27 protein-coding genes are annotated in these 24,354 nt (G+C 43.6%); 11 read left to right on the top strand and 16 right to left on the bottom strand.

Going from position 1 to position 24,354, the window contains the following annotated elements:
* Positions 1-260: 260 nt before the first annotated feature.
* Positions 261-473: a DUF2555 domain-containing protein gene (locus tag F6K46_RS03035; protein WP_070393300.1), complete on the top strand. Its 213-nt coding sequence runs from the start codon at positions 261-263 to the stop codon at positions 471-473.
* Positions 470-1,714 (top strand): bifunctional phosphopantothenoylcysteine decarboxylase/phosphopantothenate--cysteine ligase CoaBC, encoded by a 1,245-nt coding sequence (gene coaBC / locus F6K46_RS03030; protein WP_293055237.1) that lies wholly within the window; start codon positions 470-472, stop codon positions 1,712-1,714. Before F6K46_RS03035 ends, coaBC begins: the two co-directional genes overlap by 4 nt.
* 44 nt (positions 1,715-1,758) lie before the next feature.
* Here coaBC and arsC read toward each other — a convergent pair whose 3' ends face one another.
* The 7 genes from arsC to purS form a co-directional block, all read right to left on the bottom strand.
* Entirely contained in the window at positions 1,759-2,154 is a 396-nt protein-coding gene (arsC, locus tag F6K46_RS03025; RefSeq protein WP_293047623.1) for an arsenate reductase, glutathione/glutaredoxin type, read from the bottom strand.
* Between the two features lie 212 nt (positions 2,155-2,366).
* On the bottom strand, positions 2,367-3,083 hold the full coding sequence (locus F6K46_RS03020) for an MIP/aquaporin family protein (RefSeq protein WP_293055235.1): 717 nt from the start codon (positions 3,081-3,083) through the stop codon (positions 2,367-2,369).
* Positions 3,084-3,100: 17 nt separating this feature from the next.
* Entirely contained in the window at positions 3,101-3,556 is a 456-nt protein-coding gene (locus tag F6K46_RS03015) for an ArsI/CadI family heavy metal resistance metalloenzyme (RefSeq protein ID WP_293055233.1), read from the bottom strand.
* Between the two features lie 186 nt (positions 3,557-3,742).
* Positions 3,743-4,093: a metalloregulator ArsR/SmtB family transcription factor gene (locus F6K46_RS03010; RefSeq protein ID WP_293055231.1), complete on the bottom strand. Its 351-nt coding sequence runs from the start codon at positions 4,091-4,093 to the stop codon at positions 3,743-3,745.
* A 14-nt stretch (positions 4,094-4,107) separates the two neighbouring features.
* Positions 4,108-4,410 (bottom strand): MSMEG_0570 family nitrogen starvation response protein, encoded by a 303-nt coding sequence (locus tag F6K46_RS03005; protein WP_293055229.1) that lies wholly within the window; start codon positions 4,408-4,410, stop codon positions 4,108-4,110.
* 291 nt (positions 4,411-4,701) lie between these two features.
* Positions 4,702-5,397 carry a phosphoribosylformylglycinamidine synthase subunit PurQ gene (purQ, locus tag F6K46_RS03000; RefSeq protein WP_293055227.1) on the bottom strand — a complete coding sequence of 232 codons (696 nt, stop codon included), beginning with the start codon at positions 5,395-5,397 and terminating at the stop codon, positions 4,702-4,704.
* Positions 5,394-5,675, bottom strand: coding sequence for a phosphoribosylformylglycinamidine synthase subunit PurS (purS, locus tag F6K46_RS02995; protein WP_075900164.1), 282 nt, complete (start codon positions 5,673-5,675; stop codon positions 5,394-5,396). The genes purQ and purS overlap by 4 nt, the downstream gene beginning before the upstream one ends.
* 270 nt (positions 5,676-5,945) lie before the next feature.
* Between purS and F6K46_RS02990 the strand changes: the two genes are divergently transcribed.
* Both F6K46_RS02990 and F6K46_RS02985 read left to right on the top strand, forming a co-directional pair.
* A complete protein-coding gene (locus F6K46_RS02990) occupies positions 5,946-6,356 on the top strand; it encodes a transcriptional repressor (protein WP_075900166.1) in 411 nt (136 codons plus the stop codon).
* A gap of 255 nt (positions 6,357-6,611) precedes the next feature.
* Positions 6,612-6,824: a hypothetical protein gene (locus F6K46_RS02985; protein ID WP_075900168.1), complete on the top strand. Its 213-nt coding sequence runs from the start codon at positions 6,612-6,614 to the stop codon at positions 6,822-6,824.
* Positions 6,825-7,210: 386 nt separating this feature from the next.
* On the opposite strand, the gene F6K46_RS02980 is transcribed toward F6K46_RS02985, so the two are convergent.
* Positions 7,211-8,209, bottom strand: a complete 999-nt coding sequence (locus F6K46_RS02980; protein WP_293055223.1) for an SPFH domain-containing protein — start codon at positions 8,207-8,209, stop codon at positions 7,211-7,213.
* Positions 8,210-8,527: 318 nt separating this feature from the next.
* Complete coding sequence (locus F6K46_RS02975) at positions 8,528-8,959, bottom strand: NfeD family protein (RefSeq protein ID WP_075900172.1); 432 nt, start codon at positions 8,957-8,959, stop codon at positions 8,528-8,530.
* 726 nt (positions 8,960-9,685) lie between these two features.
* On the opposite strand from F6K46_RS02975, the gene F6K46_RS02970 reads away from it, so the two are divergent.
* Positions 9,686-11,680: a protein phosphatase 2C domain-containing protein gene (locus tag F6K46_RS02970; protein ID WP_293055220.1), complete on the top strand. Its 1,995-nt coding sequence runs from the start codon at positions 9,686-9,688 to the stop codon at positions 11,678-11,680.
* A 229-nt stretch (positions 11,681-11,909) separates the two neighbouring features.
* On the top strand, positions 11,910-12,137 hold the full coding sequence (locus F6K46_RS02965; protein WP_075900176.1) for a ferredoxin-thioredoxin reductase variable chain: 228 nt from the start codon (positions 11,910-11,912) through the stop codon (positions 12,135-12,137).
* Positions 12,138-12,314: 177 nt separating this feature from the next.
* Here F6K46_RS02965 and F6K46_RS40000 read toward each other — a convergent pair whose 3' ends face one another.
* From F6K46_RS40000 to F6K46_RS02945, 4 genes are all read right to left on the bottom strand, one after another.
* Positions 12,315-12,788: a hypothetical protein gene (locus F6K46_RS40000; RefSeq protein WP_366510689.1), complete on the bottom strand. Its 474-nt coding sequence runs from the start codon at positions 12,786-12,788 to the stop codon at positions 12,315-12,317.
* Between the two features lie 177 nt (positions 12,789-12,965).
* Complete coding sequence (locus F6K46_RS02955) at positions 12,966-13,811, bottom strand: YdcF family protein (RefSeq protein WP_075900182.1); 846 nt, start codon at positions 13,809-13,811, stop codon at positions 12,966-12,968.
* A gap of 122 nt (positions 13,812-13,933) precedes the next feature.
* Positions 13,934-14,251, bottom strand: a complete 318-nt coding sequence (locus tag F6K46_RS02950) for a hypothetical protein (protein ID WP_075900184.1) — start codon at positions 14,249-14,251, stop codon at positions 13,934-13,936.
* Between the two features lie 182 nt (positions 14,252-14,433).
* Positions 14,434-15,753: a DUF2252 family protein gene (locus F6K46_RS02945; protein ID WP_293116760.1), complete on the bottom strand. Its 1,320-nt coding sequence runs from the start codon at positions 15,751-15,753 to the stop codon at positions 14,434-14,436.
* Here F6K46_RS02945 and F6K46_RS02940 point away from each other — a divergent pair.
* On the top strand, positions 15,743-15,979 hold the full coding sequence (locus F6K46_RS02940) for a hypothetical protein (protein WP_293055214.1): 237 nt from the start codon (positions 15,743-15,745) through the stop codon (positions 15,977-15,979). The genes F6K46_RS02945 and F6K46_RS02940 overlap by 11 nt on opposite strands.
* Positions 15,980-16,266: 287 nt before the next feature.
* Positions 16,267-16,746: a DNA phosphorothioation-associated protein 4 gene (locus tag F6K46_RS02935; protein ID WP_070393351.1), complete on the top strand. Its 480-nt coding sequence runs from the start codon at positions 16,267-16,269 to the stop codon at positions 16,744-16,746.
* A 55-nt stretch (positions 16,747-16,801) separates the two neighbouring features.
* On the opposite strand, the gene F6K46_RS02930 is transcribed toward F6K46_RS02935, so the two are convergent.
* Together F6K46_RS02930 and F6K46_RS02925 are read right to left on the bottom strand one after the other, a co-directional pair.
* Positions 16,802-18,403, bottom strand: a complete 1,602-nt coding sequence (locus tag F6K46_RS02930) for a DGQHR domain-containing protein (protein ID WP_293055211.1) — start codon at positions 18,401-18,403, stop codon at positions 16,802-16,804.
* Between the two features lie 143 nt (positions 18,404-18,546).
* On the bottom strand, positions 18,547-18,768 hold the full coding sequence (locus F6K46_RS02925; RefSeq protein WP_293055209.1) for a hypothetical protein: 222 nt from the start codon (positions 18,766-18,768) through the stop codon (positions 18,547-18,549).
* A 228-nt stretch (positions 18,769-18,996) separates the two neighbouring features.
* Here F6K46_RS02925 and dndC point away from each other — a divergent pair, with 228 nt between their 5' ends.
* The 3 genes from dndC to dndD all read left to right on the top strand — a co-directional run bounded on the left by dndC (position 18,997) and on the right by dndD (position 23,579).
* Positions 18,997-20,547 carry a DNA phosphorothioation system sulfurtransferase DndC gene (gene dndC, locus F6K46_RS02920; RefSeq protein WP_293055207.1) on the top strand — a complete coding sequence of 517 codons (1,551 nt, stop codon included), beginning with the start codon at positions 18,997-18,999 and terminating at the stop codon, positions 20,545-20,547.
* 32 nt (positions 20,548-20,579) lie between these two features.
* On the top strand, positions 20,580-21,167 hold the full coding sequence (locus F6K46_RS02915) for a DUF924 family protein (RefSeq protein ID WP_293055205.1): 588 nt from the start codon (positions 20,580-20,582) through the stop codon (positions 21,165-21,167).
* Between the two features lie 411 nt (positions 21,168-21,578).
* A complete protein-coding gene (gene dndD, locus F6K46_RS02910; protein WP_293055385.1) occupies positions 21,579-23,579 on the top strand; it encodes a DNA sulfur modification protein DndD in 2,001 nt (666 codons plus the stop codon).
* On the opposite strand, the gene F6K46_RS02905 is transcribed toward dndD, so the two are convergent.
* The gene (locus F6K46_RS02905) at positions 23,569-24,087 is read right to left on the bottom strand and encodes a hypothetical protein (protein WP_293055203.1); all 519 of its coding nucleotides are present in this window, start codon (positions 24,085-24,087) and stop codon (positions 23,569-23,571) included. The two genes, dndD and F6K46_RS02905, sit on opposite strands and share 11 nt — an antisense overlap.
* Between the last annotated feature and the right edge of the window lie 267 nt (positions 24,088-24,354).

The raw sequence follows: 24,354 nt of genomic DNA, 5'->3' as shown, positions 1-24,354 counted from the left end.
GACAATTTCTGATTGGGAAAGGGGCTTTAATAATGACTAATAATAAATCACTAAATATAGTTAGTTTTTGGATAATTTGTATTTCTATAGTAAGCCTCCATACAAATGACCCCTAAAAACTGATAAAAAATTTACGAATACTTCACGCTAAAGCTGGTATTATCTATAGTCAGTCGTGTCACTAAATAGGGATAATAGAAGTAAAGTTGTCGAAGACGTACAACTGTTAACAAAAAAGCTAACCAAGAGAGGCGTGAGCAATGGCAACTACGACCATTTCCCAACGTGACCTTTCAGCTCTCAGTGCAGAGGACGTTGCCAAGTTGGCTGCACGTCTAGAGCTGGATGATTACTCTGGCGCATTTGAAGGACTCAAAGATTGGCATCTACTGCGGGCACTGGCGTTTCAGCGTCCAGAGTTAGCACAACCCTATCTCTACTTACTGGACATGGAAGCTTACGACGAGGCGTGAATAAGGGTAGAAGAGTTTTAATTGGTGTATGTGGGGGCATCGCTGCTTATAAAGTTTGTGAGGTTGTTTCTACCCTATTTAAGGGGGTTGCTGAAGTAAGGGTAATTCTAACCCAGGGAGCTGAAAAATTTATCACTCCTTTGACTCTAAGTACCCTCTCTCGCCATCCAGCTTATACAGACAACGTATTCTGGCAAGCAAAGCACGAACGCCCGGTGCATATTGAATTAGGGGAATGGGCAGAAGTATTGGTGATTGCTCCTCTGACGGCTAATACCCTAGGTAAGTTGGCTTATGGTTTAGCCGATAACTTACTAACCAATACGGTTCTAGCGTCTAGTTGCCCTATTTTGTTGGCACCAGCTATGAATACAGATATGTGGAAGCAGCAGTCAGTGCAACGAAATTGGCAACAGCTGTTAAGTGACCCCAGGTATCATAGTGTTGGTCCAACGGCAGGACGGTTAGCATGCGATCGCATTGGTGCAGGACGGATGGCAGAACCAGAGGAGATAATCGCCTCTATCCAATCCCTGCTGTACACTGGTGGCAAACGAGACTTAACCGGTAAACAAGTCTTAATCAGTACTGGTGGCACTCGGGAATATATAGATCCAGTACGCTTTATCGGGAATCCCTCCACAGGCAAGATGGGACTAGCCCTAGCCCAAGCTGCCAGAAATCGGGGAGCAGTTGTTACCCTAGTTCATGGACCAGCTACTTGGGAAGCACCGATGGGTATCCGGACAGTTCCAGTAGTGAGTGCTACTGAGATGCACCGGGCGATGCTAGCCAATTTTCCCAATGCTGATTTGATTGTGATGGCAGCAGCGGTAGCCGATGTAACCCCTGGAATCTACCAGGAGATGAAGATACCGAAGCATGGACTTCCTGCTGCTCTACCTTTAAAACCAGTGCCAGATATCCTAGCTGAATTGGGACGACTGAAACAGCCCAATCAGTACTTAGTTGGATTTGCAGCACAGACTGGAGATATTATCAAGCCTGCGTTACAAAAATTAAACAAGAAGCGATTGGATGCAATTGTAGCTAACCCAGTTGACAAACCAAATGCTGGTTTTGGCAGTGATACCAATCAGGCAATTTTGATTGATAAAAGAGGACGGCACCAACAGATTAATCGCTGCACTAAATTAGAGTTAGCTCACCGTTTATTTGATTTTATCCAAAATCCTCCGGAAGGTAATAGTAATGTAAAGTATCAAATAATTACTAGATAAATAGGCTGTTTATAAGTCCTTGAAATTAACCGTAAACCAACTAATTAGCTCAAGGTTTCTACTAACTTAGCTACTCGTTCTTTAATTTCATCTCGGACACGGCGAAACGTCTCTAGTGGTTGCCCATCAGGATCATCAAGCTGCCAATCTTCAAACACATCTCGTAACACCCAGGCTTCTGGTAAATTAACACCACAGCCGCACAAGGAAATTACAGCATCATAGTCTTCAGCCTTGAAATCCTTTAAAGGATTAGACGTCTGGTCAGTAATATCTATATTAATTTCATCCATGACTTGAATTGCCGTAGGATGAACTCGGCTTGCTTCTAGTCCAGAACTAGTAACAGAAATCTTCCCTTCTCCTAAGGTTCTAGCAAACCCCTCTGCCATTTGAGAACGGCAGGAATTTCTTTTACAAACAAACATGATTTGTTTCATAGTTATTTTTTTTGTTAGTTGTTATTTGTTAGTTTTTAGCTTAAATTTTATACATTTAAACTGTATATTATTAAAATTAACTAAAAAAAATATAATCCACTATTCTTTTGCCTTTTGCCTTTTGCCTTTTGCCTTTTGCCTTTTGCCTTTTGCCTTTTGCCTTTTGCCATTGCTAAAACCCATTTTAAATGCGTTTTAGCTTAGCTATGCTTTTACTGAATATCCCTAAATCCATGGGAAAGTTGCCGATAGGCAATCACAGCTAATTGCGCTCCTACAATTGGGGCAACCCAATAAATCCATTGATGTTGCCAAATTCCAGCTACTAGGGCTGGCCCTAATGAACGGGCTGGATTCATGCTGGCACCGGTAATTGGTCCGAAGCAAGCTGCTTCTAATGCTACGGTTAAGCCAATAGCCAAACCAGCAAAGCCAATGGGAGCACGGCGGTCAAGACCAGAGCCTAAGATCACAAACATTAAGATAAAGGTGAGTACTACTTCCAGCACTAAGGATTGAAACCAGTTACCTTGTAGAGGCAGAGTTGCGCCAAGATCAGCAACATACCCCAGTGTCAACAACAGTAATGTTGAAGCAGCGATCGCACCAATGCATTGAGCCAGGATATAAGGTAACACTTTGCGAGCGGGAAAAAAACCACTAGCCCAGAAAGCAAGAGTAACAGCTGGGTTAATATGGGCATCGCTAATATGTCCTGTGGCATAGATTAAAGCAGCGACCACTGCTCCAAACACAAAACTGACGCCCAGATGAGTTAAGGCTCCACCAGTGATGTGATTAACCATAACAGCACCAGTGCCAACAAAGACTAAGATAAATGTAGCCATGCCCTCAGTTACTGCCTCTCGCCAGCAATGGGATATTAAGGGCCAGAGAGTTTGTTTGGGTATCAGTTTGCGGATTCTCATTTAACGGTGATCTAAATTTATCCACAGCAGGAGGATGTCACAGTATTAGATTCCTGCTGAGAATTGTCGGTAATCTTCAGATTCATCTCGGGTGCAGTATCTTCGATGTTCACCACAAATACTTCCCAGCGGTTACCATCTGGGTCACTTACCCACACCTTATCCTGGATGGCATAGCAACAGTGAGTGTTCTTTTCCTCTAACACCTCTAGTCCTGCAGCTTGAAAACGCTTGATCTGAGCTTGTACGTCTTCTGTCGTTTCAACCTGTACACCTAGATGAGATAATGTGCCACCAGAGTGCATATTGGGGTTTAGTTCTAGGGTGAGATTGAGGGGCGGATTTGCCAAATCAAATTTGGCGTAGTCAGCTTTGTATTTAACTGGAGACACACCAAACATTGCCTGGTAAAATGTCACAGATTTGTGAAGGTCAGTGACATTCAGGGAGACATGAGTTTTGAGAGTAGCCATGAATATCCCTCCTGTTTTTCTAATTAGTTAATCCTAATATATCAAAAAAAATTGATTTATTGCTTAAACAATAGTTAAGCCATCGCCTGAATTGGCTAACGGTATTGGCCTAATGGTATTAGGTACATCAAAAGCAGTTGACAGGGTCTGTGGTTTAAGCCGCTTGATACTGTGATCAGAAGACCCTTAGCCATTCAAGCTAGACCCTAAGCTAGTCTGAGAACAACTACGGGCAGGTACCATCACAGCTGTGCGACGAAATTCTGCCAAATATTGCTCTAAAACCACAAACTGGGGCAAATTCAGGCTGTAGTACATCCACCTTCCCTGTTGACGGGGGCGAATCAGACCAGCTTGTTTAAGGGTTTTCAGGTGAAATGATAGTTTTGATTGCTGGACATTTAAGCGATCGCATAAATCACACACACATAACTCTTGCGATCGCAGTAGCTCAATCACTGCCAGGCGCAGGGGATCGGAGAGAGCATGGAAGCCAGCGAGGATAGTAGTGGAGTCTGGAGCAGAAGTGGCTTGCATCAATTTTTATTGAATTATTCTGTGGGTTGGACATCGATAAATTTTAGCAATCGCACTTTTGGATCACATAGATTACTATACTTCTTCGCTTTGTCTTCTATTATCTTCAGTTGTCCTAGTGCTTTGCTACAAGGGAAACCAAATTGAGCTTTGACGCGATCACTACCATCGTTAAGCGCAGTCCGAGACAGTGCGACAAATTCCGAAAGGGAATAGTCTTGATCAGCATTAAAATATTTCTTGACCACTAGAGAAGGAGAATAACAAAGTTCCTGAGAACCATCAGGCCATTCAATTTTAAAGTGAGTTTCAGGCATTTTTTCATCTTATTCGATTTTATATTTATATTTTTTTATTTGACTAAATATAACAATAAATTTTAACAAACACTCCCTGTACACTCAACGACTAACCTCTGCTTATTTTTACTTTTTAAAATACTTTTTCGAGCATTAACAGGCACTAATTTTAAAAAGTATAAACTTCCGTTTATGGCAATATTTATCAGTCAACCATATCCCGTATAATTGGAATCTTTGGCACACAGATAAGGTTTAGGGAACCCATGTAGCAGTTGCGGTTATCGGTAATTTGTGGTACCGAAAACACTAGCAATTGTTAAAAGTCTTTAACAAACTCTGAAACAATCTCATCCCATCGATATTGCCTAACATCGGATCAGCTGCTCGTTCTGGATGGGGCATCATACCCAAAATTTTGCCAGTGGTATCACAAATTCCGGCAATGTTATTCAGGGAACCATTGGGATTACCTGTTGTCTCTATCTCTCCTGAAACAGTAGCGTAACGAAACAATACCTGACCATTATCTTCGAGAGCTTTGAGAGTGTCAGCATCAGCGTAGTAGCGCCCTTCACCATGAGCAATAGGTAGAGTTATAATTTCTCCTGGGTGATAAGCTGTAGTCCAATATAAATCAGTGCGCTCTACTTTAACTGGAACGCGATCGCAAATAAAATGTAAGTCCCGATTTCTGACTAATGCCCCTGGTAACAGCCCCATTTCGGTCAGCATCTGGAAACCATTACAAATGCCCAGGACAAATTTACCCTGTTTAGCATGGTCTACCACCATTGGCATCACCGGAGAAAACTGGGCAATTGCGCCACAGCGCAGGTAATCCCCATAGCTAAAGCCCCCTGGGAGTACCACCACATCTAAGTCAGAAATATCGGTTTCCTGATGCCAAACCATCCTGGTTGGACATTGGAGTAAGCTAGTTGTAACATAGGCCAAATCGCGATCACAGTTTGACCCAGGAAAGACCACCACCCCAAATTTCATGCTTCCACTCCTAGTTTTGCTGAAATCTCAACCAATTCAAAGCGATAATTTTCAATAACTGGGTTGGCTAAGAGCTGGTCACAGATCTGATTCAATTGTTCTCGCGCCATATCTTCATTAGCAGCACTCAGGCTAAGTTCGATATATTTACCAATACGCACCTGTTCTATACTCTCATAGCCTAGCTGCTTCAGTCCTGACTCAACAGCTACACCGGCTGGATCCAATACGGAATTTCTAAGTGTAACATAAATAGAAGCCTGATATTTGTTAATCACAACTCTCCCCTTTCACTATATAATGATAATGGATATAATATCAAGGATGAAGGATCAAGGATTAAAAAAGTCTATCAGCAACTAGTATTTTTTGAGCTAGTATTTTTTTGAGCTGCCACAGCGCGTAACTAGCGATAGCCTAATCCTGGGATTTGGGCACAGCCGCGCTCATTGTTGCTCATGATCCGTTTATCATTCATCCTTCTTTACAGTTTGAACCAACAAGCACCATTAACATCAAAAAAATTCTAGGATATTAAAAAAAGATTAATGAAAGGCCAACGCACCCGCTCTCAAGAGCGAATTCTGAAACTGCTCACAACCTTGAATCGGGCTATGTCGGCCCAAGATCTTTATGTAGAGCTGCGCAAACGTAAGCAATCTATGGGTTTGGCTACAGTTTACCGCGCTTTGGATGCTTTAAAACTAGAAGGAATGGTGCAAGTCCGGACTCTTGGTAGTGGAGAATCCCTCTACAGTGGTGTACAAAATGATCAACATCACCTCACTTGTCTCAATTGTGATATGTCTATTCCCATTGAAGAATGTCCCATACCTCAATTACAGAAGAAGTTGCAAGATTCTTATCAATTCACGATTTTTTACCATACCTTGGAATTTTTCGGATTATGTGAACAGTGTTCTGTAACCAATGCTACAGAATATCAAGAGTCAGAATGAGATAATACCGTAATCACCTACAACAGCAATGCTAACAGAAGCTTGGTGATTCTTCCTTAGCGGCTTAGCTAGCCAAAGACACGATCCCAGTACAATGTACAATTTTCAATGGAACATTGAACAGGGATTCAGTGTCATCAAAATAATCAAAAGCTTAAAAAAGGGTGATAAGTACTTTAGAGGCATAGTCCAAATTGGCTTTTGCTAGACTTTCAGCCTCGAAGGTACATTCTGATTCTAATAGGTGCTTGTGTTATGGCTAATATCAGGGAAGTTGTACAAAAAGCACTCAAAACTGGCTATTTGAGTGTGACAGAAGAAGACAAGCTACGGAAGCTTCTAACCAGAAAATATCCACTGGAAGACTTAAATGCCTTCATGAAGCTACAGCTAGCTGTGATGAATGGTTGTGTTAAGCAAGAATCTCGTGAGATGTTCTGTTCCAAGGAACTTTCTCAAGGGATTTAGGTGTCCTGTGGTTATACCAGCGCCAACCAGTTAAAACTGCGTTGGCTAGAATCGCTGTCAACAGGCTCCTATATCCCTTGGCTATATTAACACCTGTGGATTTACTCTGTTTTTACTTTCACCATTCAACCGTCATACTATCGATTAGTGTGGTGGTGGCAAAACCAATCAAGAGTTACATTGTTTAGGTCTGGCGGGGTAATGGTAAGCAAGAATAATCCTTAATTTTCCATTACTGTCAATTACACTAATTTTACCATAGAAAAAATCGAGGAGCTTGCAACTCTGCCATCGGGGATGGCGCTCCTCGGGCTAAAAGATTTTTTAAGCCTAGACATAAAACCTACCTAAACGGGGATACCCGTCTAGGTATGGGTGATTTACTCTCAACTACCCCTTTGATTCACATTCATGCCTAGGGAATTGGGGTTAACCTGGTCTCCATCACCGACAATCGAACGCATCCCTTCAATGGTTGCCGGAATGCTGCGAGGATCCATAAACATAACTTTACTACTCTCGCTAGTGCCAACTTGCATACCCATATCGATATAGTTCTGAGCCAGTAAAAACTGGAGGGCATCACGAGCATTGGGGTCATTATTAAGAGTCTTAGCCACAATTTTCAGAGCCTCAGCAGTGGCTTGTGCCTTGAGAACCTGCTGCTGTCGTTCTGCCTGCGCTTTGAGAACGATTGCCTGTTGTTGGGCTTCAGCATCCATAATCGCAGCTTTTTTACGGGCTCCAGCATCTAACTCTAGTGCCTCAGCTTTACCTCTGGCAGTGTTAACCGCAGATTCTCGTTCCCCTTCAGAGGTCAGAATTGCCGCCCGCTTACGGCGTTCTGCCGACATCTGTAACTCCATTGAGTCCTGCACTGCCTGAGACGGCACAATATCCCGCAGTTCAACCCGCGTGACTTTAACCCCCCAAGGATCAGTGGAAATGTCTAATTCCCGCAGTAGGGTTTCATTGATTTGAGAGCGAGCGGTAAAGGTTTGATCCAGTTCCAGTTTACCCATTTCAGCTCGAATCTGGGTCAGCACCAAGTTCTGCATGGCGGAGCGCAGGTCTTCAACCTTATAGTAGGCTTTCTCCATATCCATGATCCGCCAGTAAACTACAGCGTCAACGGTAATGGAAACATTGTCGGAGGTGATACAAGGCTGAGGTGGCACATCAAGGACTTTTTCCCGAATGGTTTGCTGGTAAACCACTCGCTCAATCACGGGAATGACAAAGTTGAGCCCAGGTTCGAGTTTTTTGCCACTATATTTTCCTAATCGTTCCACTAAGGCTTGGTTTCCTTGATTAATAATCTTGACGGAACCGAGAAGACTTGAACCGCCCAAAGCCAAAAAGACAAGCAAAAACCACTGTGACACGCTCTTTCCTCCCTTTCGGGTAGTGTTTTACAAATTTGTTGTTAGAGGGGGAGCGGATGGGTGGGGAAGGGCAGAAAACTTAATTTAGACTGATTTAGTCTGATTCTCAAGTGCTTGAAGCTGACTTTATGACCCTCTGTCCAACCTGACTGTTCCACGTATCTTTTGTCAAAAAATACTGGACCCGGTGAGCAGGGAGACTCCCAACAACTAGTAACTAGGGGGACTAATAGATCTAACGTTGACTCTATTACTCCATCACCCTATTAACCCATCACTATCCCCTGAAGCTGGCAGAGCACCCTTGGTCGATCAGCTTCAGTCATGCAATAGGTGATGAGGCACAACAATCAGGGTAGTGCCTTCCCTGCGCACTACGTAGACTTTTTGGTTGGATGCGATCGCATCTGCATAGTCTTCACAACGGGCACGCCATGAGTTGCCTTCATAGAGTACCCGTCCAGTTCCCCCCGGCAGAATTTCTGTCAAGGTTTGAGCTTCCATCGCATCCAAATTTTTGCCCACTCTAGCAGGGGGCATCAGGCGACGGGATAAAAAGACTGAAGCAGTGGAAAGCAGCAACCATAACCCCACTTGTAGGGTATAAGATATGGGCAAAATCGAGATCAAAAATGCTACCACCAAAGCACTGATGCCCATTATGAAAGCAACAAATGCTGTTGGCACAAACAGCTCGACTAAGCACAGCATTGACCCGGCAATTAGCCAAAGCATCGAGGAACTTACCATCGGCTCATAATATACAGGGTATCGGTTGACACTCCCCGGCCTAAAGGCGCGGGGATTCCTAGATCAACGAGCCGCCTTAAACCATGGAGTTCTCATCTTTGACGCCGCCAAAAACAAGACAATACTCAACCGAGAATCCGTCAAGACTAAATTCCTAGTTAATTCACCATAGACCCAGAGGGCAGTTCTCCTGAGGCGTTTAACTACTCTTTGGAAGTGCCTTAAAAAGTCTGTTTCTCTTCCTTTCGTTTGGTTCCGGTGTGCCCCACCGTACCGTTTTTTTCTCAAAGTGTGATTCTTCTGGGTTCACACACCAAATGTTAATTGATGATTGGGTTTTTAAGGAGGAGATTCCCTACCCTCCGGGCATTACTACTTTAAGGTCGATAAGTTACGGGTCTCTCTCCCGGCTCAGCCTACGGTTTTCCAGCCTGTACCCTATATTTTAATTATAACCTGGCGCTAAATAAGCGTCAACTTAAAAGCCGTCCTAGAAGGACGGGGCGCGATTACCCCTTTTTTTGGTAAGTAGTTGCAGGTAACTCTACTTTATTTTGTCTAACCTCAGACAAAGATCGCTCGTTGCTGAGTTATGTTAATTTTCTTGAATCTACTAGACAACTTTGAGAGAAAATGTTTAAAAGCTCAAACACTCCTTTTTCTAATTTATCTCAGCCGTCTAGAATTTGACCGTATAGCCGTAAATTAACTTCATAGGTATTAGCCGTGGATCGTTATCTTTGGGCAGTGGGTTCTGCTGCCGTAGAGCTACCAGTTGGAGAACAAGTGGCAGACCGCTACCAGGTAGTTGCCCCGCAAATTTGGCAGGATATGCAGCCAGAACTGCCACCGGATTTTCCTGAACAACTCAACGGCCATATCCTTCCTTACCTACGCTTGTATCCCCACTGCCTCCATGTGCCAGAGGTTTATGGGATATGCCAGTTGCCACAGCAACGGAATTTTCTGTCTACACCTGGTCAAGATGTAGTCATTTTGCTTGAAAATGCCCCGATTGATGCCAATGGCAACTTATATCCCTCAATGGAGTCGATGTGGACATCTGCGACCGCAGTGCGTCAAGTCTATTGGCTTTGGCAAATTTGGGAATTATGGATACCCTTATCAGAATTGGGTGTGGCTTCTAGCCTTTTAGTGCCAACTAATTTGCGAGTTCAAGGGTGGCGGCTGCGACTACGGGAATTATATCGGGATACCATGGCTGATACGAGTATATCACCAGTTGTACCGTCTAATGGTCTAGAGGATAGGGGATTTGATACATTGGTTTCCCGAGACTCTCCTGCCGAACCGACTTCTGTGAGTGAACCCTCTGTGGATGCTAGTCTTAAACAGCTAGGAGAGTGCTGGGAAGCTTGGTGTCGCAAAGCCTCAGTGTCTGTAGCGGATCCGCTACAAGCTATTGCCCAACACCTGCAAACTGAACACCCTTCCTTAACTGCGATCGCATCCCAACTTAACCACCTATTACTTGAGCAAGCTGCTCACCAGCCGTTACGCTTACAAATTGCTGGTATCACCGCAACTGGTTCAAGTCACAGCCACAATGAAGACAGTTGCTATCCTACTAAGGCTGACTTGATTAAAGACCCAGAGCAATCCCAAGACCCCTTGATTCCCCACCTGTCGATTATTTGTGATGGTATTGGTGGTCACGAAGGGGGGGAAATTGCTAGTCAGTTAGCACTACAGTCGATTAAATTACAGGTTCGGGCATTACTGGCTGAGTTGAACGAAGATCCGGAGCTGATGACACCAGAACTCGTAACCGAGAATCTATCAGCAATTATCCGGGTTGCCAATAATATGATTTCTTCTCGTAACGATCAACAAGAACGAGAATCCCGGCGTCGCATGGCTACTACCTTAACCCTAGCGCTACAACTTCCCCAAATGGTGAATACACCAGAAGGGAAAACCAATGGTCACGAAATCTATATCGCTAGTGTAGGAGATAGTCGTGCTTACTGGCTTACTCCTGACTATTGCCAGCAGCTAACTGTGGATGATGATGTAGCTACTCGGGAGGTCAGGCTTGGTCGTAGTCTTTATCGACAAGCGTTGCAGCGATCTGATGCACAAGCACTCACTCAAGCCTTAGGGACAAAGGAAGCTGAATTACTTCGTCCCACTGTGCAACGGTTTATTGTGGAAGAAGATGGTTTGCTGCTGCTGTGTTCCGATGGGTTGAGCAACAACAACTTGATTGAAAAATTTGGTCGAGATTTACCGCAAAAAGTCAATAGCCACCGAATTTCCGTCGAATCGGCAGCTGAGTCTTTAATTGAGCTAGGGTTTAAACATAATGGTCAAGATGACATTTCGGTGGTGCTAACATACTGTGCTGTCTCTCCCCAATATCCGACAGTGCTAAATTTGGGAGACATCTCTAGCTCCAAAGAACTACAGGTGGTTAATCTGGAACAGCAAACTGCTCTGACTCCATCACTACCAGCGGAAATAACTACAACCAATGACAAGAAACCTGAAACCACCCGCTCATACCGGGATTGGATTAGAGCCTTGTTTGGGCTGCTGGGGGTAGTCGGTATACTTGTTGGGGCTGGTGCTATTTTACTGGCTACTCAATGGGTACTAGCTCCTGAGGGCTTCCAGAAAATGCGCGATCGCTTTTTCCCATCACCGGATCCAAATCTACCAGAGTCTTCACCTACCGACCAGGAGCTGCCAGATAACTAAGGGTGAAACTAAGGGTGAAAAAGATTTACATTATAATCTATTCTTAGAATTTTAACCAAGAATCATCGGCATCAGACCAGGGAACTAATGCCATTAAACCTAAATTTTGTTTATGCTCACAACTGTGCTCAATGTAAACAACCCACTCTGTGAGACAATAAGAAGGTTGCCTGAGCCAACCCTAGCTTAGGTAAGGGATGTCTGTATAATAGTTAGAGTTACTTATCATATGAAAGTTGGCGATCGCGTCCGAGTCAAAGAATCAGTTGTGGTATATACCCATCCCGAACACAGGAATAAACCTTTTGATATTAAAGGTCTCGAAGGGGAAGTTACCGGAATAATTTATGAGTGGCAAGGTAGGCCAGTCAGCGCCAATTTACCAATACAAGTCAAGTTTGACAAAAAATTTAAAAAAGTTCACTTCCGTGAAGATGAACTAGAAATTATCCCCTAGGCGGCTATATTATTAGCTATAGCAATCATAATCACCATCACAGGGATTTTTAAACAGGTCGGCACGGATAGCACAAAGTTAGATGATTACTGTATCTATTGATATCTATTACTATCCGTGTTAAATTTAATTTTTTCAACCATATTTTAAGATAATAAGCTATCCGTTTATTCTAATCTACGACTTGCGGCGACTGAACCAACCAAAAAGGTTGATATCACCACGCATTTTTTCTAATTCCTCTCGATGGCTTTGTGCTGTCAAATAATACCACTGACAATAGTCTTCAAATTCTTGTCGATGCTCTACTTCTTGGCTAAACTCATAAGCTAGCTGGTAAGTGGCAAACATATCGGCTGCTGGTGGTGGTGCTGGGACAATCCGTTGGAATTCTTCTGGCATAGTAACTAGGAAAATATAGCTATTTTCAAACTCATGAGGTACAAATTCAGGGGTTTTAGGGAGCAGGGAACAGGGAACAGGGAACAGGGAACAGGGAGTAGAAATTAGGGAAAAGGGAAGAGGAAAGAGGGAAAAAATCCTGTGTACCTCATAGCTATGATAAAAGCTATTATCAAGGATAATATTTGGTTCTTCAGTACCTGCTATGCTAAATTTAAATTCAAAAAACTCATAAAGCTTACTGTACAAGGGTTATGAGGCTATTTAATTAACCAAATTTTCTAAATACTGCCTCTTTCCCCTGCTCCGAACGCGCCCCGCGTGGCCAACGGCCTCAGTCCCTGCTCCGAAGTCCCTTCGCCAAAGTGTTTATTTAGCATAACAAGTACGGAAGAGCCTAATATTTCAGCAACAATAATAATCTTATTACACCCAACCGCGAATGCGATAAGCTACTATTCCAATGTATTCCTTGATAGCACGGGTAATCCTAGACAATTGATCAGCATTTGGCAGAGAATGTAGCAAAGCAGCTTGACTACTACTGTTAGGTTCATCCAGTTCATATTGAGACACTAGAAAATCTGTTGGTGCTGGGATCACATCAATACCCTGACGCCGGAACACTAGGACAGAACGAGGCATATGGATGGCCGAAGTTACCAATAATACCTTGCGCAAATCCCGCTGATCCAAAATTTTCCGCACATTGACCGCATTTTGGTGAGTGTTGAAAGACCTAGACTCTTGTATGATAGCGGCTCTGGGAACACCCAAGTCTTCTAATATCTGTGCCATGTCTTCTGATTCAGGGGCCAACCGTTGTGAGGATTGAGCACTTTGGGAAGAAAGTCGTTGGCTAGAGTTATTACTACTGGAACCCCAAACAATCCGACCACCAGCAGGAATCACCCAGGGAGCTTTCCCTTCACGGTATAGCTGAGCACCATAGAGAACGCGATCGCCTGCTTCATCCACTTCTGGAGTAGGTCGTGGTGGAAAAGGCGGTTTAGTCGCTCCCCCCAAGATCACGATCACATCAGCCTCAGGTAATTCTGAGGTAGGAAGATATTGCCACTCCAGAGAGCGTATTAAGCTGTTAGTTACCCAAGTATTACTTGAGACCAACAACACAATTAATGCCAAAGCCACGGGTATCGGTACCCAGCGAGGGTTGCGCCACGACATTACCAAAGCTACTACCAGTAGCACACAAGCCAGGCCCAAGGGGTACAGAAAGAGTGGCAATAGCTTTGAGAGAAATAAAAACATTTTAGATTTTAGTGACGATCAAACCACATCTATTCCATAGAGTGGTGTAGCAGTTGCCACTAATCTATCTCAAATATCTTGGTATTTACCTTTGACCAATAGCAATAACTAATTCCTCTTGCTTAACGTCTAAAAAATCTACTAATAGGATTGAGTAACCCTTGTGAGCGCCTCTTTTCTCTAACTTTTCGTTCCTGTACAGCTAAACGGATGCCAGTTAAGTCAGAAGTACCTTCCTCGGGATACTCTGCTTGCTGGGGTTGTAAGTCCCTGGGTTTGTCTGGGTGGTGCCACCAGTCAACTATCAAACCACCGGCTAAAGCGCCGATGCCACCAAATAGTAAGCTGAATTGGATGTCGTATCCCAGCAAGGCAAGGGCTAAGATAAAAAACACCAAAATTTGAAGCCCGCTTAAAAAACCGTCTTTCTTACCGTTCATCTGATTAAATATAAGGTATGTAGCTGTTTTGTTTCTAAGTTAGAGGTTAGAGGTTATAGATTATAGGGGCTAGCTCGCCACTGTCCAATTACCCTCCCTTTGCCGCTTATCCTGTTATTCAACCTTTCCCCTCTGCCATATCAACGGATTACATTCTACCAAAGCCAATTAAACTAAAAGGATTAGTCACAACTGCCGCTAGAGCAGCTATCGGGTTTCAGCTTTTCGATAAAGTAACCATAGTCCTTCTTAACTTGATCAGCATAAGTCAAAGCCACTTCCCTTACCAATTGTCGAAACTCCTTGTGGCGACCGTCAGTCAACTTATCCACCTGTTTGTCTATGGAATAAGGCACTAAGGTGGCATCGAAATCTTTGTCAGCTCGTGCGTGAGCTGTTGCCAACACTTGACCCCATTGTTCAGCTAGCTTAACAAAGCGTTTCTCTTTGGTTAGCTCAGTGATATCAAAGGTTTCCTTAAATGGCGATCGCTCTCGTACTGAGTAATACCCATCCCCTAGTTTCATCCAGCCCAGGTGATTATCGGTGTACTTGGTTAAGGCTCGATAGGCTAAAGCGTGACGTTGACCCTCATTGTTAAAATTTTTATCATACTTTTCCCGTTCCTCCTGACTCAAGTAATCATAGGCAGTAGGGGAAGATTGGAGTTTAATGTCCAATATCCGGTCATCCTTCTGGGAAGGAGTCTCACCCTCAATTAGGACATAATACCGGGGCACTCCTAAGGAACCAGTGCCAGCCAGTAAACGTTGCGCAATATCTTTGACTCGGAAGTAATCTTTATCATATTTAAATTTTTTTGTCAACGTTTTCTTATAATCTGCGATCGCATTCTGAATATCCTGTCGCTCGGAAGCAGTAGGTTTGCCTAACTTAACCTTGGATAGATTGAAGCGACGCTGATTTCCTTCCAGTTCTGTCCATTTTTTCAACATTTTTTGGCGGCTTTCGCTGGCTTCCACTTCTTCTAGGAAGTCATCCAACTTCCCATAAGTATTGTCTTTAGTGAAGTAAGTCTCCAGTTCACGATCATTACCGCGATAGGAAGCCATAGTATCAAGATAGGATTCACTAAAGGCATCAATCCCCTTGTTTTGTTCCTCAGCAGACAAACCATTCTGACGACCGACCAATGCTAAACTAGCTGCCATGCGCCAGACATCATATTGGTAATCAGCAATAATCCCATCATCAAAGTCATCGAGTGCGTAAACGATTTCCCCTCGATTATTATCATATGCCCCAAAGTTCTCGGCATGCATATCTCCGGATAACCAAATCTTGGTTTTGGCATTTCCAAAATCCTTGAGGCGGCTATCGCCAGCAAAATCTTTCCAAAATAGTTGGTTAGTGCCACGGTAGAAGACAAATTCAGAACAAGCCATTTTGCAATATTTAGTTTCTCGATCTTGATTGGAAATGTCAGTGTTTGCCTCCTGAATCGTTTTCACAACTACCGTTGCGCGATCCTTGGTTTTCATTGGGGGGTCCGGTCGGTCGGGGGAAGAACAGGATAGGTTAGTCAGTATTAGTAGGATTGCGATCGCACTCACATATACTGGTTGTTTACAAGTCTTCATCATTGAACTCAATAAACTCAAAATTACGTTAATCTATGAAACATCAAGCAATAGATCTCTAAGAGGCTATTCCGTCAGCCGTCAGCCGTCAGCCGTCAGCCGTGAGCTAAAAGCTCACGCTACTTGAGGTGCTTAAAATCAACCTAGAACGAGATAATTTAATAGTTCTAGATTAATGAAAATTGAAAGTCTGGGGAAAAGTCCATTGACTCGTGGCACAGACTTCGACGCTGGGAGGCATTAGCTGATAGCTGATAGCTAATAGCTGATAGCTGATAGCTAATAGCTGATAGCTGATAGCTTACGCTATTCCTTTACTCTTTTTATTGATGGTATAATAAATAGATTACCGCACTTTAAGGTTTTTGCGCTTAGCCTTGTGCATAAGATTTATTAAAACTAGACACCAAGACAATGGCTGGAAACAGAATCAGGGTTGCTAAAGATAAGGCGGCTTTGGTGAAAGACCTAACCGCTTCCGATGGAAAAACTGGACCGTTTCAGACTTATGCTGATGTGATGGTGTTTGCAGCTGCTTTAGGCGTAAAGCATAAAAAGCGATCGCCCCTGAAGGTAATTTCTAAACGAGAGCCTGGTCCGATTGGATTGGAAATTTTTGTCTCAAGGGGATATGAGGTAGTAATTAAATTAATTGCGATCGCTGAGATTAAGGATACAAAAATTCTTTCCTCTATCGATAAAGAGTCTGAGGAAAAACGTATCTATATTTTTGAGGAGTATGCCAATGGAGGGCTTGATATTTTGCGCAATGAGTTGCGGGGAGCAGTAGACTATTCCGAGCGACTTTTGTTAATTTTAAATAATGATAGGTATAAGAAGAAAGAATATAAAGAAAATGAGCAACAGGAGTTTGATTTGAGTCGATTTTTGTGACAACTAGCGCCTACACTTAAGCGATAGGGAAGTGTAGGCGCTGTCACTAATTCTGTTATAATTGAGGTGGTAATCCTACTTCCTTCAGTTTCACAAATTTACCCTCAAAGCTAATACCTTGATCTTTGCCAACACTCCTGGCATTAGCCACAGCGATGCGCAGTTGAGCACGTTCCATACGCTCTGTAACACCACCCAAAAGATATAACATCACTTTGGAGGCTAACTCTCGTCCAGAAACTAGCACTCGCTTTCGATTTGGGTCATACAAAATGCCGTACCAAGGGGATTGTGGGTGATCGATCTGACTAAAGCCACCCGAACCATCGTATTTTTGAAGTTTCTCGAAGATGGTTTTGAGGGAGAAATCCTTATTAAATACTAGGATAGCCAAAGCTTGAACGAGGGCGATTTGTCCTACTGGACGGAATAGCATGTTTCCTTCTCCTCCACCCCTTTCATGGTTAAACCGACGCAGCTGTGGTGTTTCTTTTCCATGGTCGAGCTTTTGATAGCTGGGTAAACTAGCGAGATAGTCGAAAAGCTCTGTCAATGTTTTAGTTCCCATCTCTAGCTCTTCATCTTCAGGACGCATGGGAATTAGACCTTTCTCACAGGGTTTCCAGTGACAGAATTGGTAGCCCAAATAGAGCTCAGATATATGTTTGAGAGCTTGTAACGTAGTCAAGACGGTTGACTTAGCGGAAACCGTAGCGCTATCCCAATTCACCCGAGGATTACGATTTTCCATCTCCCTGAGCAGAGGATGAGTCATGGCAATTTTTCTAGCAACGATTGAAAAGCCATCGTCTTCATTGAGCAACGCTAGTTGTCCTTTGCTCAACCTTACTGCCATCAGATTGACGTGAGCAAAAATCGATCGGATCCGTCGCCGTGCTTCTTCACGGGTTTCTCCCTGAACGACAGCAGGAATAAACTCAATACCAATTTTTTCTGTGGCTAGACTTTGGAGATAACCTGGCGAGATGTGATATTCCTCAATCAAGTCATCAACTGTAATCAATGAGCCGATTGGCTTTTTGCCTTTGCTATATTTCTGGAGCGTACCAATTTTAATCAATTCCATCAGAGCCTGGATTCCCATCAGTCGATGCTGACCGTCTAAGGCAAAAATTGAAACATGGTCTGAAACATCAAGCAGTCCGACTGTGCGATCTTTATCTAAACTGGTGAACTCAGCTGCCGACTGCCGAGCGCGTTGATTCTTATCCCACTGAGCAGCTTGGGCATTATCTACCCACCCAGAGCTAAGCACTACTAGGACTGGGGGAAACTTGTGAGTTTTGCGGGCTGCTAGATATTGAGCCAGAGCAGCTTGACGTGACCAATCAAGGGGACGCTGCTGAAGCGCTTCGATGGTATCGGCATCTCTGACGATATTGTTTGTTTGTTGATCAAACTTTTGTTGAAATAGCGGCAGTTGGGAGGCGTAGCGGACGCGAATCGCTAACCATTCCAGAGTGACTGAGCCAATAAATGCCTCTGTAGTGCCCATGTGAGTTTTCTGCACCAAGATTTGGTCGTTTCTCGCCAGATGCCTATCGAGCAATAACGCCAGCGCTTGTCGATCTCGGCTTTCTTGTTCAAGAATTTGCTTAGCGAGGTCATTAGGATGATTTTCAGTTTTGATCACCATAGTTTTAAACCCATAATGCTGCGTTGTAGAAGCTATCGATAAATAGTAAGCATATGCGCTACGCGCACGCTACGCGAACAGCATTCAGCATTCAGCATTCAGCATTCAGCATTCAGCATTCAGCATTCAGCTAATGCGCTACCTCACAGCGTCGTTCGCACAGCGTGGCCCAAAGGCCAAGGCCAAGGCCAAAGCCTGTGCCACGCTACTGTTCGCGCAGCATGCCCGTAGCGCAATCGGTGCTTTTGAATAAAATAAGCTGTTCCCGTAGCATGAGCCTTTAGCTGACGGCTGACCGCTGACCGCTGTTCGCGTAGCGTGCGCGTAGCGCATATGCTTACGATAAATATTTTTAAGACTAGCACAAGTTTTTAACAATCAAATTAGCTGATTTACCTATACTCGTGGTTCGATAGAGTAAAACTATTAATCATACCAATTTAGGAAGAAAAACGTTAGATCCACTGTCAAGAAATTTTTTTAAAAACTTGGGATAAGCTCGAAAAAAGGACTAATCTGTCAAGCCTTGTCTTAGCAGAGAGTCAGTACCCCGCTCTTGCCTAGAGGGGGTTTCCCTACTGCCGTGAAGACTGATGAATCAGGTAAAACTCTCAGAAAATAAGCCAAAAAATCGCACTGTGGCTGAGCTGGTGGAAGAGATTACTGCTCTGACCACTGAAATTCAACAGTTATACTGCTTGGATGCAATTCCCTGGGTTATAGGGTATAGTGGTGGCAAGGATAGCACCGCAACTCTACAGCTGGTATGGAATGCGATCGCAGCTCTGCCACCAGAACAGCGAACTAAGACTATCTATGTCATAACTACAGACACGTTAGTAGAGAATCCCATTGTTTCAGCTTGGGTTCGCAATTCTCTAAAACAGATTAAGTTAGCGGCTGAAGCTCAAGGATTGCCCTTTGAACCCCATCTCTTACAACCGGAGGTCAAAGAAACCTACTGGGTAAGTTTAATTGGCAAAGGTTACCCAGCTCCACGAGGGAAATTTCGTTGGTGTACTGAACGTTTGAAAATTAAACCGTCTAACCGTTTTATTCGGAATGTTATCCGATCTAGTGGAGAAGCTATTGTTGTTTTAGGGACTCGCAAAGCGGAAAGCCAACAACGGGCAAGACGGATGAAAAAAATGGAAGCTAAGCGAGTACGTGATCGTCTAACTCCTAATATGAATTTACCAAACTCGTTGGTTTATAGCCCCATTGAAGATTGGCAAAATGATGAGGTTTGGCTCTATCTCATGCAATGGCAAAATCCCTGGGAATACAGCAATAAAGATTTATTTGCTATGTATCGAGGGGCTAGTGCTGATAACGAATGTCCATTAGTTGTAGATACCTCTACTCCTAGTTGTGGTAGCTCTCGTTTTGGTTGCTGGGTTTGTACACTGGTGAGTCAGGATAAATCCCTGACAGCAATGATTGATAATGACGAAGAGAAGGAATGGCTGGAACCTCTACTGGATTTGCGAAAGGAGTTGGAGCCTGGAGAAAACCGTGAGCGACGAGATTTTCGACGTAGCAATGGTAATGTCCAACTGTATGAACGGAATTTAGATGGACAAATCTCTGTTGAGCCAATTCCTGGTCCTTATACCAAAGAAGCACGGGAGTATTGGCTTAGGCGATTGCTTACTGTTGAAACTGACGTTCGTCAGAATTGTCCAGAAAATATGCGAGACATCACCTTGATTAGTCAAGAGGAACTTAGTGAAATTCGTCGCATTTGGCTAGAAGAAAAACACGAATTTGATGACAGTTTGCCCCGTATTTATGAGAAAGTTACTGGCGAACCCTTCAAAGACATCCGTCCTGGCGCTGAAAACCGTCTCCTTGGTGGTGATGAGTGGCAGGTCTTAGAAGAAATCTGTGACAATGATGCTATGCATCTGGAACTAATGGCAAAACTGCTAGACACAGAACGCCAGTATGTGACTAGGTCTCGTCGTATTGGGATCTATGAGGCTTTGGAGCGGTGCTTTGACACTAGTTCTCGGTCTAAAGAAGATGCGATCGCTAATGCTCACTTGAAACGAGATTTAAAAACAGCTGCTGATGAAGGGGATGTTGACACTGTCAAGCAGTTGGCTTGGGCAAATTTAAAATTTCCAGTCCAAAATTCGTAATCATTCAAACTAGAGGGCTCACTTAGTAACTTATGATCAAGGCGTTGGATAGATCTAATGAGATATTAAATTTCTGGTTTGGTAAACCGGATGAACCCGATTATGGCAAATCCCGCAAAGTCTGGTTTACTAAGAACCCAGACTTTGACCAAGAAATGCGATCGCGTTTCCTCGACATCTATCAACAAGCGGCGGCTGGGGAGTTAGATCACTGGCAAACATCACGCTATAGCTGCCTAGCGCTAATTATCTTACTCGATCAGTTCCCTCGTAATATGTTTCGGGGTCAACCCCAAGCTTTTGCTACTGATTCCAAAGCCTTGTCTACTGCCCAGTATGCTGTTGATCGAGGCTTTGACAAAGAACTTTTACCAGTTCAGCGCTGGTTTATCTACTTACCATTTGAGCATAGCGAAAATCTCGAACATCAGCGCTACTGTGTTGAATTATTCTCGACTCTTAAAGATGATCCCGATAGTGCCAGTACCATTAATTATGCCTATCGTCATCTAGAAGTGATTGAACGTTTTGGTCGCTTTCCCCATCGCAATAAAATCCTTGGTCGGCTTAATACTCCAGAAGAGGAGGAATTTTTAAAGCTGCCCGGTTCATCATTTTAGGGTTAATTATTTACAGTTAATCGTTGATAGTTAACGGTAAACGATTAACAGCAACTATAACGTTTATCATAGTTATGATGTACACAGATTTTTTTCTCTTTTCCCGTCTTGATGCAGTCGCTCATGGGGGAAACCCCCAAGGGTGCATGTCAGTTTTGTTAATACCTGATTCAGATCCCCCTAAATCCCCCTTAATAAGGGGGACTTTTCAATCTAATTCCCCCCTTTTTTAAGGGGGGTTAGGGGGGATCTATGTACCTAATTACAAAGTTGACATGCTCCCAACCCCCAAGACCGCGCTGCATCGCTGTTCTCTATTCCCGATTCCCGATTCCCGATTCCCGATTCCCGATTCCCGATTCCCTGTTCCCTGTTCCCTGTTCCCTAGAAAATTCATACTTGATAAATCCTGTGATTTTCCTTGAACTTGTCCTAGAAAACTTTGGCCCCTATCTCGGGCGTCAGGTGATCAATCTCTGTCCAAAAAGGGATGATAACTCTCGACCTATTATTCTAGTCGGTGGTATGAATGGTGGCGGTAAAACCACTATGATGGATGCGATTCGTCTGGCTTTATATGGACACCGCGCTCAATGTTCCACCCGTGGCAATTTGAGTTATAGCGACTTTCTAACTCAGTCAGTCAATCGCAATGCTTTACCCATGGACAACACCCGAGTGGAATTAGTTTTTGAACATATCGAGAACGACCAGCCGATGGAGTATCGGATTGTACGCACTTGGACAAAAAAACCGAAAGATGGTAAGGATAACTTAGGGATTTTAGAGGGAGACTGGCTGGATTCTGCCCTAACCAATACTTGGGACGAGTACATTGAAAATCTGTTACCCTTAGGAATATCAAACCTATTTCTTTTTGATGGGGAACAGGTTAAAGAACTAGCAGAAGTGGAAGCACCACCCCCGGTTGTTGTGGAAGCGATTCGATCCTTACTTGGTCTAGAACTTGCTGACCGCTTAGCCATTGACCTTGATATTTTAGTGACGCGCAAACGCAAATCTATGGCGAATCAACAGCAACTTGCTAATTTGGAAGATATCGAAAAAAAGCTTTCCTCTCAACAATCAGACTATGAGCTAGCTAAACAAGAGTTATGTAGTATTCAAGAACAGCTAGAACAAACCAGGGAAAAACAGCAACAAGCTTTTGATAAATTTGTCTGTGATGGTGGTAAAATAGCAGCCCAACGGAACCAACTAGAGAGTCAGCTAAATTACTACAATACTAAAGTTGAACAAATTCGTGAACAGATGAGGGAATTAGCAGCTGGTATTTTGCCTCTATCGTTAATTGAACCCCTACTCACCCAAGCCCAAGCTCAAGCAGAAAAAGAATCGCGGGCATCACAGGCTAAACTAGCTAGAGATATTTTACAACAGCGTGATCAACGTCTGGTAGATTTATTGACTGCCCTCAAGTTACCTGCTAAAAAATTTGATAAAATTAAAGCGTTCTTGGGAAAAGAAAATCAACAAATAGAGCAAGAGGCTGGGGAGGTTAAAGACCCTTGGTTAGGAGCTGAAGAAGAAATGTTTCATTCCCTAACTAATCTCTTGACTTACTACCAACCAACTCAAAAGCAATTAGCTGAAGAGCAATTAGCTAAGCGCAAAAATCTGGAAGCAGATATTAATGCTACTAAACGACAACTAGCAACAGCTGCTCCTCCGGAATCCTATCAAGAACTCGAAGATGCACTAAAACAGGCACAAACGGAATTGGCTCAAGCTCAAGCAGCTTACGAAATTGCTAAACGCCGCTGTGATAAATTAGGATATGCGATCGCACAAACTAAAAAAGACTTAGCCAGGTATGGTGAAGAAACCATTGACCGCAAAAATGATCAGCATATGCTTACCGCATCTGCTAAAGTCCAACAGAGCCTTAAGGTTTTCCGGGAACAGTTAACTCTGAGAAAACTGAATAAATTAGAACATGAGGTAACTGAATGCTTTCTCTATCTCCTCCATAAATCTGACCTAGTCCATCGAGTTGCCATCGACACCAACAGCTTCAGCCTATCCCTGTACGACCTACAAGGAAAACTTGTACCGAAACATCGTCTATCGGCTGGGGAAAAGCAATTATTAGCGATCGCATTATTGTGGGGACTCGCCCGTGTTTCTGGACGTAATCTACCGGTAGCGATTGATACCCCCCTCGGACGATTGGACTCGTCCCATCGCAGCAACCTAGTGGAACGCTACTTCCCCGCTGCCTCCCATCAGGTGATTCTGCTGTCTACAGATACGGAAATTGGTAAGGTCGAAGCTAAACAATTACGAGAAGCTGATGCGATCGCACAACAGTATCTCCTAAATTATGACCCAACTAAACATCGGACAACCGTGGAATCGGGTTACTTCTACTCAGAACAAGTCACGGCATGACCAGAAATGTTGTTGACTGTCCATGTAATTTTTCTTGGAGTGCTTCTGGGACAGAGTCTAACTTAATTGTGTATTCTCCTTCTTGCTCCAAGGTGATGCTAGGGCCTGGTTGATAGGGCTGACTAGGATCCGCAGTAGGATCCAAACCCACCCTCGGATAGTTACAAGAATCGTCTTCCCCTGGTATGGGATCACAAGGGTAATAGACAACTGGACTTTGCAAATTGGCCATGAACTGTTGTTGGCTACCATCTGGTAGATAGAGAGTCATTGTCAAGGGAATCGGGTCTAAGATCTTGACAGGCTCGCTAACAGCTTTAAAAGCGAATTGGACAGTTTCCCCAGCAGTAATTGGTTGGTCTTTATCTAGTATTGCCCGGATGGTAAGAGGTTTTGACAGTAACTGTGGTTCTTCTACTAACTCTTTTGTCTCATTATAGCCGCAAGCAGTAATCAATAACGGGCTAATCAATAGGGCAATGGCGAAGACAGTTTTACGAATGTACATGGTTGTTAATTTTATCGCTATTTGCTATCAAAGACGCCAAGTTGTCCTAAAAAGTTCTACTGACTGCTGAGTACTTATAGCAGGGTAATCGCATCTTAATCCAGTTCTAAAATTACTCTAACTTGACCATTAATTTGACTGTACACTGCAAGTTATGACATGCACAAAGCTGATGTATTTAGTGTTCAAGTCCCGCAAAGTGCTTTGGATATGTGGCTTGAGCTATATGAAGAAGTCCATGACCTGATCAAAGTTGTCCTCAAACTT

This window comes from Moorena sp. SIO3E8 (assembly GCF_010692445.1).
In the GTDB taxonomy this organism is placed as follows: domain Bacteria; phylum Cyanobacteriota; class Cyanobacteriia; order Cyanobacteriales; family Coleofasciculaceae; genus Moorena; species Moorena bouillonii.
This window is presented reverse-complemented; position numbering and strand designations above follow the sequence as displayed.